Genomic DNA, 12,804 nt, shown 5'->3' with positions numbered 1-12,804 from the left:
CACGACGGACGGGGGAGGGACGGCCGGTGCGGCGGTCCCTCCCCCCCCGTTCAGCCCGCGGCGGGCTCGACCTTCACGATCCGGATCTTGCCGTTGGCCTCCGGCGCGATGGACCGGACCCGTTCGACCGACACGTCGAAGCCAGGAACCGCCTCCCGTACCGCCGCCCCGATCCGCTCCGTCACCGAGGCTGCGGCACCCGGGGTGAGGACCACGCGGACGGTCACCTGCGCCGGCCGCTCCTGCACGAGCTGCATCCGGGAGACCTCGGGGAAGTCCTGCACCCGGTACGTGAGGAAGTCGGCGTAGAACTCCCGGCCGTCGTGGCCGCGGAAGCGGTCCTGGCTGCGCCCCTGCACCCGGAGGACCACCGGGGTGTGCCGCCCGCAGCCGCAGCCGGCGGGCCCGACCGTCACCCGGTCGCCGAGCCGGTAGCGGATCAGCGGCATCGCCTCGCTGTGCAGCCGGGTCACGAGGATCTCGCCCTCCGCCTCGCGGGTCCCGTCGGCCGGGACGACGGAGCCGTCCTCCTGCTCCAGTTCGACCACGACGTCAGCGGACCGCAGGTGCAGCGAACCGCGGTGGCAGGTGCGGGCGATGGTGAACACCTCGACGGACGCGTACACCTCGTGGCAGCGCGCCCCCAGATGGCCGAGGACCAGGGCTCGCGCGGTCGGCGTCAGCCGCTCCCCGCCGAAGAGCACCCGCCGGGCGCCCCGGTAGCGCACGCCCCGCCGCTCCAGTTCCTCCACCACGGAGGCGATCACATGGGGGAAGCCGACAAGGAAGGTGGGCCGGGCCGCCAGGAAGGCCTCGACCTGCTCGTCCAGCGTCCCGCTGGTGTCGATGTGGAAGGTGCGGAGCAGACCGAACCGCTCCAGCGGGTGCCGCAGGAAGGGATTGACCCGGAAGTACGCCATCCGGTCCCACGGGCGCAGCCCTGCGGCCAGCATGTCGTACAGGTACGACGCCCGCAGGCGGCCCAGATCGCGCTCGGAGTTGCGGATGGTGATCGGGATTCCGGAGGAGCCGCTGGTGGTGCCCGCCTTGGTGTTCGCCGTGGTGAACCCGGCCGCGAGCATGTCCCCGGGCGCCCGGTCGTGGAACTCGGCGCGGTCCAGCGTGGGCAGGGACGGAAGGTCCTCCGGGCCGCGGAAGGCGGCCGCTGTCTCCGGGGCGATCAGCTCCCGGTAGCGCGGCACGTTCGCCTGCGCGTGGCGCACCAGCCCCACGAGCAGGCGCCGCCGTTCGGCGTCGAGCCGGGCCGGGTCGGCCCGCTCCAGCCGGTGGGTCCGCACGAGGTTGCGCAGCACGGGCACGAGCCGCATGACGGGTGAGACGGCCGGCTTCACGATGTTCTCCCCAGGACGGGTTCGCCGTGCCGGGGGCACCGCCCCGGAGCGAAGGACTCCGCGCCCTCGGGCCGGACGTGGACGAGCGTGGGGCGGCGCCGGCGCAGCAGCGTCAGCACCGTCTCCCCGTCGAGCAGCCGCGCATGGACCCGGGACGGGTTGAGGTGCAGTTCCCCACAGCCGTGGGGAACCCCCCCGAGATGTCCGAGCCACGGCTCGTACCAGACCGAGCCGGCCGCCGGGCGGGTCCGGGCGGCCGACGCCAGGGTGACGCGTTCCACGGCCGGCTGACCCGCCGCGACGCTCGCGAGCTGCCCGGCGTCGCCGACCACGAGCGCGTTCCCGTCCGGCACCGAGGGCCCGGTGCCGGACCGTTCGGCGGCGTACCGTCCGGCGTCGGCGGTGCCGCAGAGCAGCACCCGCCAGTCGCTGCCGTGCGCCCGCACGGGATCGCGCAGCGCGGTGGAGATCTCGTACACGGCCCTGCCCGCGGTCCGGTGCCCGGCGAGCCGCAGTGCCTCGTGCAGTTCGGCGATGTGCTCGGCGGCCGGCCGGCCGGGGTCGCGCCGCGCGAGCAGCGCCGAGCCGAGAGGCATCAGCAGATGCCGCCGCAGCTCGGCCTCGTCGCGGGTGAGCGGCGGCAGGGACCCGCTCGCCGCGTGCCGCTCCCGGTAGTGCGGGACCGTGGCGACGGCACGGCGCACGGTCCGCTCGTAGCGCTGTCGTCCGCGCATCTCAGCAGTGGGTGTTCTGGTCGTGGACGAGCAGCCAGTTCCCGTCGGTGCGGGCGAAGACCAGGCTGAGCAGATAGCGCAGTTGGTACGGCTTGCCGTCCTGGTCCAGGTCCCGGTAGTCGACTGCGAGCACCGCGACCGCCGTGTCCTGGTGCACCACGGTGCGCGTCGTCTCGGTCTCCATCGTCCAGTCGGGGTCCTCGAACCAGCCCTTGTGGAAGGCACGGATGGCGTCGGAGCCCTCCACCGTCCTTCCGTTGGGCAGGATGACGGTCGCCTCGTCGTGGACGGTGTCCATGTAGGCGTCCAGGTCTCGGGACCGGACGGCCTCGAGGTGCCGGTCGAGTGCGGTGGTGAAGTCCATGGGATCTGCTTTCGGTAGTCGGTGGGGCAGGTCGGGTCGGCAGGAACGGCAGGGGCCGGGTCGTCCGGGTCGTGTCGGCAGGAACGGCAGGGCGGGTCGTCCGGGTCGGGGCGTCCGGTGGAAGGTCAGAAGGGCACGGCCACCGCGTGGCGCGGCACCGCCCGGGCGCCGAAGGACTCCTTCAGTTGCAGCATGCCGGGGCCGAGTTCGACGGCGGGCACCCCGGTGGCGATCATCCGGTCGATCTCCCTCAGGTACAGGTCGAGATAGAGGTCCCGGCCGCCGTCGGAACCGGTGACCGTGGTCACCCAGCCGCCCGGCGCGTCGAGTACGAGGTCGAAGGACACGGGACGGCCCGAACTCTTCTCGCGGTGGACGAAGTAGGAGGCCCCGGCAGCCAGGTTGAGCCGGTCGAAGTAGGCGGGCAGCAGCGGTACGACACCGCCGGGGCGGCTCGTGTGCTTCATCCGGGTCAGCTGGTCCAGCCGGCTGGCGTGCACCGGGTCGATCGCCGGGACCGCCGTCTCCACGACCAGGTCCGGGTCGGCACCGATCCGTTCGTGGAGTGCCGACAGCCGGCGCCGGCGGCCTCGCGGCAGCCCGGCGAAGTAGGCGTCCGTGCTCTCCCAGCCGTTGCTCAGCACGGCATTGGGGGCGGTGGCCCGCTTCGGCCTCAACGGCCCGTCGATATGCGCGAATTCGGGTGCTTCGACGTCGAGGTGCACGATCCCCAGACAGCGCGCGCCCAGCCGGCGGCGCACCGCCCGCTCGAAGGCGCGCGTGGCGGCCCGGCGCCCGGCGGCGTCCAGGCCGGGGGCGTACAGCCGTCCCGGGCTGAAGCTGTTCGGCAGATGGACCTGGAACCAGCCCGGTGCGGCAGCCCGGCCGGGCGGGCGGAACCGCTGGGCGACCGGCCGGACCCCGAGCCGGCCGCAGAAGGCGGCGACCGGTTCGCCCGCGTCCCGGACCAGGCCGGCGAAGAGCGGCCGCCGGATGCCCCAGCCGGCCGCCTCCAGCAGGTCCGCCTCCCACAGCACGCAGGCGCGGCGGTCCCGGACGAAGGCGTCCCAGGCGCCGGGCACCTGCCCGCCGCCGGGGGTGAAGATCTCAGCTCGCACGGCTCGGCGCCTCCTGACGGGCACGGTCGGATCGGGCGGGCACCCGCTCGCGCAGGGGGCGTTCACCGCGGTCGCGATAGGCCTCCAGCGCGTCGGCGAGCACGGCGGGGCCGAAGACGTCGGCGAGGGTGTCGAGGCGGGGGCCGTGCTCCGTGCCGAACAGCGCCCCGTAGATCTCCCGGAAGTCCTCCCGGGTGCGGTCCGCCCGTGGCGCGCCGGTCCCGGTGTGAACCCTCAGCTGCTCGATGAGCAGGCCCACCGCGGGTCCGGGGGGTCCGTCGCCGGCAGCGGGCCAGTAGCGGCCCCGGCCGTACCCCGTGAGCCAGGCCAGCGCGTGGCCGATCCGTTCGTCGAGCAGGATCCGGTCGGCGCCGGGGTGCAGGGCGACGAGGCGCCGCCGCGCCGCTTCGGCCGCGCAGCCGTGCGCGTACAGCGCCCCGACCACCGAGCGCATCCGGGGCAGCGTGCCGTACCCGTCGGGCCTCTCGTCGGTCAGCAGGTCCCAGAGGGTCCGGGCTCGCCCGTCGCCCGGTACCGCCCGGACGAACCGGTCGAACTCGTCGTACGCGCCCAGGAACGCGCCAGGGCCGAAGCCCAGCCGCAGATCGGACAGGCAGTTGCGGCGGGCGTACAGCCACAGCACCAGCGGGACGGGATGGACGGCCAGCAGGTCGCGCACGTACGGACCGCCGCCGAGCGAGCCGGAGATCTTGCCGCCGCCCCGCTCGCCGCGGACCAGCCCGTAAGGAACGATGACCGGCTGCGGGGAGCCGAGATAGCCGACGTACACCGCCCGGGTCCGGTCCATGGTGCTGCCCGCGCTGCAGTGGTCCTGGCCCGCCGGCTCGCAGTCGATGCCTTCGTGGGCGACGCGCAGCGTCCAGTCCAGCGCCCAGGACGGTTTGACGTCCGCCGGGTCGCGGGCGGTCAGTTCGGCGCCGCAGGACAGGCACCGGTAGCGTGCCGCGTGCTCGTCCAGGCGGTGGATCTCGGTGGTGTTGCGGCCGCACTGCAGGCAGTAGACGGCGAAGAGGTCCCGCCCGTCGTCCTTGCGGAGCAGCGTCGCGAGCCGGGCCGCGTCGCGCTGGTAGCGGCGCTGGATCTCCCGGTACTCACCGGCCCGGTAGCGCTCGTACTGGTAGTGCGTCTCCCAGTCGCTGCCGGGCGGGGTCCGTCCGTCGGCGTCGGCCTCCGCGGGCAGGATGCCCATCTCCCGGAGTTCGGCGAGATAGGTGCGGCAGATGCGCTCGGCGCGCTCCCGGCGTTCGGCGAGCGGCCGCCCTCCGCAGCCCGCGAGCTCCGTCTCCCTGGCGGCCTGGCTCTCCCGCACGGGGTCGTAGTCGTCGAAGCTGAGCAGGACCGCGGAGCGTCGGCCCATACGGCCGAGGGCGCGGTGCACCAGGTGGGCGCAGACGGTGTCCCGGAAGTTCCCGACGTGGAAGTAGCCGGTCGGCGACATGCTGGTCTGGATCAGGATGCGGTGGTGCTGCGGATGGCGGTCGGCGAGCCGGCGCGCGTAGTCCAGGGCCCAGTGCGACACGGTGCGGTCCTGTGCGTGCAGCCCGCCGCCGCGGGCCTCCCCCCGCGTCGCCGGGCCCTGCTTCCGCGCACGTCGTCTCCTTGGCATGGCAGGAGTACAGCGCCCGCTCCGATAAACGCCCTATACGTCACCGCGCGCTCCCCGAACGGCCGCCCCGGTATGGCTCCGCTCCTCAGGGCAGCCAGCCGTTCTCCTTCGCGGTGCGCAGGGCGTCGATGCGGTTGCGTGCGCCCAGTTTGTTCACGATCGCCGTGAGGTAGTTGCGGACCGTTCCCACGGAGAGGTTCGTGGCGGTGGCGATCTGCGCGGTCTCCGCCCCTGCCGCGACGAGGCCCAGTACCTCGACCTCCCGCCTGGTGAGCGGATTGTCACCGATCTCCCAGGCGGACATGGCCAGTTCGGGGTCGATGACCCGGCGGCCCGCGCCCACCCTGCGCACCCCCTCGACGAGTTCGTCCGGCGACGCGTGCTTCGGCAGGAATCCGCACACCTGGGCGTCCAGCGCCCGCCACAGCTGGCCGGGCAGCGCCACGCCCGTGAGGATCAGCGTCCGGCATCCGGGGACCTGGTCCCGCAGCAGACCGGCCGCGGTGATGCCGTCCATCCCGGGCATGTCGATGTCGAGCACCGCGGTGTCCGCCTCCGTCCGGATCACCGCCGGCAGCACCTCGCTGCCGCTCCCGACCTGCGCGACCACCTCCATGTCCGGCTCCAGGTCCAGGAGCGCGGCCAGCGCCACCCGGATCATGTGCATGTCCTCGGCCAGCACGATCCTCTGCATGGGTCCCCCCGTCGTCCGTCTGGGCCCGCCCTGTGTCCCGCCGGACCGGCTCTCCGGTACGAAGGGCCCGTCGCGACTCCCGCGCCCTGTGTACCACCGGGCGGGCCGTCATCCGAGGGGCTCGTATAGCGGAGTGATAGCGGTGCGGCCGAAGCTGCTCCGGTATCAGACGCAGAATTGGGGGCCACATGTCGCAGGCACTGCCCGCACCGTCCGCACGGGCGACGGCCGGCGCCTGCACCGCCGTGGCCGTGCCCGCCGTCGTGGCCGACACCGACCGGCGCCGGGTCGTCGTCCGGGAGCGGCTGCGCTTCGCCCGCGATCTGCACGACCTGCTCGGGCCCCGGCTCCTGGCGATCACGCTGCAGTGCGAGCTGGCGCTGCGTCTGATGGACCGGACACCCGACTCGGCGCGGAGCCGTCTGGCCGAGGCGCTGTCCGGGATGCGCGAGATCCACGAGGAGGCCCGGCGGGTGGCGCACGGCTACCACTGCCTGTCCCTCGACACGGAGATCGAGGGCGTGCGGAACCTGCTGGAGTCGGCCGGCATCCGCACCGAGGCGGAACCGGCGGGAGCGCCGCTTCCCGCACTCCTCCAGACGGTCCTGGCCACGACGGTGCGGGAGGCGGCCGCCAACGTGCTGCGGCACAGCCGCGCCCGCAACTGCCGGGTGTCGGTGGACACGCCACCGGGCGAGGTCGTGCTGACCGTGTCCAACGACGGGGTCCACCACCCCGGACGGCCGGGCACTCCCGCCGTGGCCGAGGAGGCCGGCGCGCCCTTCGCCGCGGAGCCGGGCCTGGGGCTGCGCAGTCTCACCGAACGGATCGCGGCCGCAGGCGGCACGCTGACCCACGGCCCGTATCCTTCCGGGCACTACACGCTGGAGGCCCGCTTCACGCTGCCCGCTCCGTCGCCGGACGGTCCGCGGGCCGTATGACGAAAGCCCCGGTCATCGCAGGTGACCGAGGCTCTCTCTGTCTTCGGATCCGGCGTGGCGGTGACACTCCCCCGAGTGTGGCCATCCACGCCGAGCACCGTCTCACCGGATCCGACGAGGAGATACAACCAGCCTCCACCAACACATCGCTAACATGAGGCCAACGGTCAGCGCAGGAGGAAGGCAATGCGGTTCGGCCTGCTCGGTCCGCTGACCGTGCACGACGCCGCGGGTGAGATCCGCACGACGGGCAGCGCGAAACTCCGCGTCCTGCTCGGCACTCTGCTGCTGCGCGCCAATCGCGTCGTACCCACGGATGCGCTGATTGATGCCCTGTGGGGTGACGATCCTCCCGCCTCGGCCCGGGCCTCGCTGCACAACCACGTGGCCAGGCTGCGTCGGCTGCTCGCCGAGGAGGACCGGCTGAGGGCCGTGGCGCCCGGCTATGTGCTCCGCGTGGAACCCGGTGAACTGGACGTCGACACCTTCGAGCGCCACATCGGGACGGCACGCGCCGCCTACATCCGCGCCGTCACCCGTACGACCTCCGCCGCCGGCCCCGGCGGCGCTGTCGCCCCGAAAGAGGGCCGGGGCCCCGGCGGCCAGCTCCGGGACCGGACGGCCCCGGCCGGAGACGGCACACCGGGCAGGCCCCGGTCCGAGTCGGACGGCGGTGGCAGGGGCGGCCCGGACGGCGGACACGAGGACTGGGAGACCGTCGTCGACAGCTCCCGTGCGGCACTCGACCTCTGGCGCGGGGACCCGCTGAGCGGGCTGTACGCCCCCGAGGACGGCACCCCCGCGACGGTGCGGCGGCTGCGCGAATCATGGCTGCTGCTCCTGGAATGGCGGTACGACGCGTTCCTCCAGCTGGGGCGCCCCGACGGTCTCGGCCCCGAACTCGCGGCGCTGACCGGGCAGTACCCCCTGCGCGAAGCCTTCCACCGGCAGCTGATGCTGGTGCTCCACCGCACCGGACGGCAGGCCGAGGCACTGGCCGCGTACCGGTCGCTGCGCCGCAGGCTCGTCGAGGAGCTCGGCATCGAGCCCGGTCCCGCGGTCCAGCAGGCGCACCGGGAGATCCTCCAGGACCCGTGGACTCCCGGCGGCGGCCCGCCCGTACCGCCCGCCGCGGCCGCACCGTCCGCCGGGGCGCCCCCGGTGGCGGATCCACCGTCCGCCGCCGGGTCCTCCCCGTCCGGGGAGCCGGTGCCGTCCACCGGCTCCTCCCCCCGGCCCGCCCAGCTCCCGCCCGCCCCCGCGCACTTCACCGGCCGCCGGGCACTCGCCGAGGACCTGCGGGCCGTACTCACCCGGCCAGGCCCCGACCGCCCCGCCGTCGCCGTCCTCAGCGGCATGGCCGGGGTGGGGAAGAGCGCCCTCGCCCTCCACGTCGCCCACGGTCTCCGGGAGGAGTTCCCCGACGGGCAGCTCCATCTCCACCTCCACGGCGCCACCCCCGGCATGACGCCCCTGACACCGTGTCAGTCGCTCACCGCGCTCCTGCGTGACCTCGGCGTGCCGCCGCGTGCCATCCCGGAACGCCCCGACGCGGCCGCCGCCCTGCTGCGCTCCACCCTCGCCCCGACCCGCACCCTGCTGGTCCTCGACGACGCGGCGTCGGCAGCGCAGGTGCGGCCGCTGCTGCCCGCCGGAGCGGGCTGCGCCGTCGTCGTCACCAGCCGCTCCCCGCTGACCGCCCTCGACGGTGCGGCGCGCTTCGCGCTCACCCCGCTGAGCCCGCCGGAGAGCGCCGCGCTGCTGCGTGCCGTGTCGGGCCGCGACGGCGCCGGGGCGGACGGCACCCACGACTTCGACCGGCTCGCCGAGTTGTGCGGCCGGCTGCCGCTCGCCCTGCGGATCGCCGCGGCCCGGCTCGCGGCCCGCCGGGCCCTCACCCCCGCGGCCCTCGCCGGGCTCCTCACCGCCCAGGCCGGCCGGCTGGACCACCTGGAGTACGACGACCTGAGCGTCCGCCGCTCCCTCTCCGTCGCGCACGAGGCCCTGGACCCGGATGCCGCGCTCGCCCTGCGCCGGCTGGGCGCGGTCGACATCCCCGAGTACGACGCGGCGCTGGTCGCGCATCTGATGTCGGGCGACGGAACCGGCCCGCCCTTCGACGAGCGGCGCGCGGTCGCCGCGCTGGAGCGGCTCGTCGACGTGGCGCTGCTGGACGAGGTCGCCTACGGGCGCTTCGTGCCCCACGACCTGGTCAGGGACTTCGCGCACGAACTCGCCGTACGGCTGGACGGCGAGGAGGGGCGCGCGGCGACCGTCGAGCGGGCCCTGCGGTGGTTCGGTGAATCGGCGCGGCAGGCGGGGCTGGCGCTCGTCCCGGCGCATCTCGCGGGAAACCGCGTCCCGCCCCCGATCGGCGAGGTACCGCCCTTCCCCGGCGAGGCGGAGGCCCTGGCCTGGGGGGACCGCGAGCTGCCCGGACTGGTGGCCCTCGCCCAGACGTACGCGCCGAAGTCGCACACCGCCCTGCGCGTCATCCGGGCCGCCTTCCCCTATCTGCAGCGCCGCGGCCGCCTCCAGGAACTCGGCCTGCTCAACGAGGCCGCGCTGGACGCCGCCCGTGCCGCCGGCGACGGGGAGGCCGAGGCGCACGCGCTCACCGATCTCGCCGCGGTCCACTTCATGCTCGGGCGGAGCGAGCGTTCGCTGGCGCTCAACGACGAGGCCATCGGCCTGTGGCGGGGACTCGGCGAGGACAGCTGGGTCCAGCGCGGGCTCGCCAACCGCGGCATGCTGCTGGAGCGCCTCGAACGGTACGAGCAGGCCGCCGAAGCTCTGGAGGAGTCGCTCGCCTGCGCCCGGCGCCTCGGCGACGACTACGGCGAGGGGATCATCCTGAGCCACCTCGGCAACCTCCACGAGCACACCGACGCCGCGCACGCCATCGCCTGCCACGAGCGCAGCCTCGCCGTCGGCGTACGGCTCGGCAGCCCGCTGTTGCGGCACACGGCCCACTGCAACATCGGCTACGCCCGCCTCACCCTCGGTCAACCCGGCCTCGCCCTGCGCCACTTCGAGGAGTGCCTGGCGATCATCGGCGACGGTGACGAGGGCGACTGGCAGAGCCAGTCGCAGTCGCGCATAGGACTCGTGCGGGCCCTGCGCGCTCTCGGCCGCGGATCCGCCGCCACCCGGGAGTGCGCCCTCGTCCTGGAACGGGCGGTGTCCCGCGCCGACGGCTTCACCGAGGGGCTGGCCCGCCACGAGCACGGACTGCTGCTTCGCGCGGAGGGCCGCAGCGACGAGGCCCTGGACGAGTGGCGGCGCGCGTACGCCTGCCTCGACGGCACGGACGCGAAGGTGCTCCCCGAACTCCGCGCGCTCCTCGGCGAACCCTCCTGAGACGTGTCGCCGGTGATGTGGGGCCGGGGATGTGGGCCCCTGGGAGGCGCGGCCTGGGATGCGCGGCCGGGACAGGAGATCTGTGACGTGAGGTCCGCCCGCCCGTGACCGGTTCTCCGCCGCGGGCGGTCCGGCGCACGGCCGGTGGCCGCAGGGCGTCACTTGGCGTCCGAATACCGCTCCACCACCGCCGTGGTGAAGGGGAACCGCACCGGTGTCTCGCCGAAGGCGACCCGCCCGGCCAGCTCGCCGGCGGCACGGATCGCCCGCACCACCTCCTCGGCCTCCTCGGCCGGGCAGTGCACGATCACCTCGTCGTGCTGGAAGAAGACCAGTTCGGCGCGCATGCCCGCGGTCGCCCTGCGCAGCGCCGCGAGGAGCAGCAGTGCCCAGTCCGCGGCACTGCCCTGGACGACGAAGTTGCGGGTGAACCGGCCGCGGGCCCTGGCGTCCGTCGAGGCGTAGCCCGGCGCGAACTCGCTCTGTGACGCGGTCTCGTCACCGCCCTCCTGGGGGATTCCGGCCTCGTCGTCGTCGCGGGCACCTGCAGCCGGCGGGCTGGTGCGGCCCAGCCAGGTGCGCACGAGGCGTCCCTCCTCGCCGGCGCGTGCCGCGTCGTCCACGTAGGCCACGGCCCGGGGGAAGCGACGGCGCAGTGCCGCCAGGTTCTTCAGCCCGTCGCCGCTGGTCTGTCCGTAGACGGCGCCGAGCAGCGCGATCTTGGCGTGGTCGCGGTCTCCGGAGAACGCCCGGTCCGACAGCCGGGTGTACAGGTCGCCGTCGTGTCCGGCGACCTCCATCAGCCCCGGGTCGCGGGAGATGGCGGCGAGCACCCGGGGCTCCATCTGGTCGGCGTCGGCGACGACGAGCCGCCAGCCCTCGTCCGCGACCACGGCACGCCGGATCACCTTGGGGATCTGGAGCGCACCGCCGCCGTTGGTGGTCCAGCGGCCGGACACGGTGCCGCCGGGCAGGTACTCCGGCCGGAAGCGCCCGTCCCGCACCCAGTCCTGCAGCCAGCTCCAGCCGTGGGCCGTCCAGATCCGGTACAGCTTCTTGTACGCGATCAGCGGCCGCACGGCCGGATGGTCGATCTCCTCCAGCTCCCAGCGCCGGGTCGAGCGCACCTTGATCCCGGACCGGGCGAACGCCTTGACGACGTCCGCGGGCAGATCGGGCCGTACCCGGTGCCCGAACGCGGCCGAGACCTCGTCGGCCAGCTCGGCGAGGCGGCGCGGTTCGCCCCCGCCCGCGTACCGCTCGCCGAGCAGTTCGTGCAGGACCTCCCGGTGGACGTCCGCCCGCCACGGCAGACCCGACCTGTTCATCTCCGCGGCCACCAGCATCCCCGCCGACTCGGCCGCGGTCAGCAGCCGCATCCGGCCGGGATGCTCGGTGGCCTCGTGTCTTCGCTGCTGCTCCGCGTACACCTCCAGCAGGCCCTCGAACGGCACGGCCACGGGCTCCGGTTCGAACAGCGACGACTGCGAGCCCGGCACGGCGGCGCGCGGCGGCGGATCGTCCGGAACGGGGGCGTGCCGCAGGCGGGCCCACGCGGCGGCGGCGGAACGGGGCTCGCCCAGCCGCCCCTCGTGCCCGAGCAGGAGCAGTTCGGCGTCCTCGATGTCGTAGCACCGCTCGACGCTCACGCCCGCCGCGAGCAGCCGGGGATAGATCTCGGCGGTGGAGCGCCACACCCACCGTCCGACCTCAGGCCGCGACCGCACCGCCGCGACGAGATCCGCCTCCCTGCGTGTCTCCCCGGCGGGCAGCCCGTCCGGGCCGAGCGGTACGAGCACCGCTCCGCCGTCCTCGGCCGGGGCCACGGCCCACCGTTCGTTCATGGTGGCGAGTCTGGCACTCACGACTGACATAGCCGCGGGGCCGCCCCGGGCGGGGGCGGCCCCGGAGGGGACCTCGCCGGCGTGGCTGCCGGCGGGCCCGCGGCCCGTCCGGCTTCCGCCCGCCGCGCGGCCGACGGCAGGGCGGAGCCCCCGGGGCCGCTCCTCCGGGCAATGCCGTACGGCCGCGGGCAAGGGGACGGGCCCCGTCGTCACGTCAGTGTGCGGATCACCCTCGCCGGGTTGCCCACCGCCAGCACACCGGGGGGCAGGTCCCGGGTGACGACGGCTCCGGCCCCGACCACCGTGTCGTCGCCGATCGCCACGCCGGGGCAGACGATGACGCCCCCGCCGAGCCACACGTTGTCGCCGACCGTGATCGGGTCGCCCTTCTCCCAGCCCTCCCGGCGGCGCTCCGCGTTCAGCTCGTGGGAGGCGGTGAGCAACTGGACGTTCGGCCCGAACTGGCAGTGAGCACCGATCGTGACGGGCGCGACGTCGAGGAACACCGCCCCGAAGTTGACGAACGTGCCCTCACCGATCGCGATGTGGTAGCCGAAGTCGCACTGGAACGGCGGCCGGATCCGGACACCGGGGCCGACGGAGCCGAGGAGTTCGGCGAGGATCGCGGTCCGTTCGGCGGGCGGGGCTCCGCCGTCGGCGTTGTAGGCCGCGCAGAGTGCGAAGCGCCGCTCGCTGTCGGCGGCGAGTTCGGGATCGTCGGGGAGGTACCAGTCTCCTGCCAGCATGCGCTGCTTGTTCTCACCCATGGC

10 protein-coding genes are annotated in these 12,804 nt (G+C 74.4%); 2 read left to right on the top strand and 8 right to left on the bottom strand.

Features of this window, described 5'->3' with window-relative positions; translation table 11 throughout:
• Nucleotides 1-50: 50 nt before the first annotated feature.
• The 6 genes from BLT82_RS31305 to BLT82_RS31280 form a co-directional block, all read right to left on the bottom strand.
• Nucleotides 51-1,352: a phenylacetate--CoA ligase family protein gene (locus BLT82_RS31305; RefSeq protein ID WP_244529792.1), complete on the bottom strand. Its 1,302-nt coding sequence runs from the start codon at nucleotides 1,350-1,352 to the stop codon at nucleotides 51-53.
• Nucleotides 1,349-2,086 carry a hypothetical protein gene (locus BLT82_RS31300; RefSeq protein WP_244529785.1) on the bottom strand — a complete coding sequence of 246 codons (738 nt, stop codon included), beginning with the start codon at nucleotides 2,084-2,086 and terminating at the stop codon, nucleotides 1,349-1,351. Before BLT82_RS31300 ends, BLT82_RS31305 begins: the two co-directional genes overlap by 4 nt.
• Before the next feature lies 1 nt (nucleotide 2,087).
• Nucleotides 2,088-2,450, bottom strand: a complete 363-nt coding sequence (locus BLT82_RS31295) for a YybH family protein (RefSeq protein ID WP_093660955.1) — start codon at nucleotides 2,448-2,450, stop codon at nucleotides 2,088-2,090.
• 125 nt (nucleotides 2,451-2,575) lie between these two features.
• Nucleotides 2,576-3,568: a hypothetical protein gene (locus tag BLT82_RS31290; RefSeq protein WP_093660953.1), complete on the bottom strand. Its 993-nt coding sequence runs from the start codon at nucleotides 3,566-3,568 to the stop codon at nucleotides 2,576-2,578.
• A complete protein-coding gene (locus BLT82_RS31285) occupies nucleotides 3,558-5,195 on the bottom strand; it encodes a nucleotidyl transferase family protein (RefSeq protein ID WP_093660951.1) in 1,638 nt (545 codons plus the stop codon). The genes BLT82_RS31290 and BLT82_RS31285 overlap by 11 nt, the downstream gene beginning before the upstream one ends.
• Before the next feature lie 85 nt (nucleotides 5,196-5,280).
• Nucleotides 5,281-5,889, bottom strand: a complete 609-nt coding sequence (locus tag BLT82_RS31280) for a response regulator transcription factor (protein WP_093660949.1) — start codon at nucleotides 5,887-5,889, stop codon at nucleotides 5,281-5,283.
• A gap of 188 nt (nucleotides 5,890-6,077) precedes the next feature.
• Here BLT82_RS31280 and BLT82_RS31275 point away from each other — a divergent pair, with 188 nt between their 5' ends.
• On the top strand, nucleotides 6,078-6,830 hold the full coding sequence (locus BLT82_RS31275) for a sensor histidine kinase (RefSeq protein ID WP_093660947.1): 753 nt from the start codon (nucleotides 6,078-6,080) through the stop codon (nucleotides 6,828-6,830).
• A 186-nt stretch (nucleotides 6,831-7,016) separates the two neighbouring features.
• Nucleotides 7,017-10,190 (top strand): AfsR/SARP family transcriptional regulator, encoded by a 3,174-nt coding sequence (locus BLT82_RS31270; RefSeq protein WP_093660945.1) that lies wholly within the window; start codon nucleotides 7,017-7,019, stop codon nucleotides 10,188-10,190.
• 158 nt (nucleotides 10,191-10,348) lie between these two features.
• On the opposite strand, the gene BLT82_RS31265 is transcribed toward BLT82_RS31270, so the two are convergent.
• Nucleotides 10,349-12,034: a bifunctional 3'-5' exonuclease/DNA polymerase gene (locus tag BLT82_RS31265; protein ID WP_093660943.1), complete on the bottom strand. Its 1,686-nt coding sequence runs from the start codon at nucleotides 12,032-12,034 to the stop codon at nucleotides 10,349-10,351.
• Nucleotides 12,035-12,243: 209 nt separating this feature from the next.
• Complete coding sequence (locus BLT82_RS31260; protein ID WP_093660941.1) at nucleotides 12,244-12,801, bottom strand: sugar O-acetyltransferase; 558 nt, start codon at nucleotides 12,799-12,801, stop codon at nucleotides 12,244-12,246.
• Nucleotides 12,802-12,804 lie beyond the last annotated feature (3 nt).

This window comes from Streptomyces wuyuanensis (genome assembly GCF_900103455.1).
In the GTDB taxonomy this organism is placed as follows: domain Bacteria; phylum Actinomycetota; class Actinomycetes; order Streptomycetales; family Streptomycetaceae; genus Streptomyces; species Streptomyces wuyuanensis.
The sequence above is the reverse complement of the archived record's forward strand: the minus strand, read 5'-3'. Positions and strand labels throughout refer to the sequence as shown.

What these genes read in the sequence shown, in the direction of transcription:
- BLT82_RS31300 (WP_244529785.1), bottom strand. Translation starts at nt 2,086, where the DNA reads ATGCGCGGACGACAGCGCTACGAGCGGACCGTGCGCCGTGCCGTCGCC.
- BLT82_RS31295 (WP_093660955.1), bottom strand. Translation starts at nt 2,450, where the DNA reads ATGGACTTCACCACCGCACTCGACCGGCACCTCGAGGCCGTCCGGTCC.
- BLT82_RS31285 (WP_093660951.1), bottom strand. Translation starts at nt 5,195, where the DNA reads ATGCCAAGGAGACGACGTGCGCGGAAGCAGGGCCCGGCGACGCGGGGG.
- BLT82_RS31280 (WP_093660949.1), bottom strand. Translation starts at nt 5,889, where the DNA reads ATGCAGAGGATCGTGCTGGCCGAGGACATGCACATGATCCGGGTGGCG.
- BLT82_RS31275 (WP_093660947.1), top strand. Translation starts at nt 6,078, where the DNA reads ATGTCGCAGGCACTGCCCGCACCGTCCGCACGGGCGACGGCCGGCGCC.
- BLT82_RS31270 (WP_093660945.1), top strand. Translation starts at nt 7,017, where the DNA reads ATGCGGTTCGGCCTGCTCGGTCCGCTGACCGTGCACGACGCCGCGGGT.
- BLT82_RS31265 (WP_093660943.1), bottom strand. Translation starts at nt 12,034, where the DNA reads ATGAACGAACGGTGGGCCGTGGCCCCGGCCGAGGACGGCGGAGCGGTG.
- BLT82_RS31260 (WP_093660941.1), bottom strand. Translation starts at nt 12,801, where the DNA reads ATGGGTGAGAACAAGCAGCGCATGCTGGCAGGAGACTGGTACCTCCCC.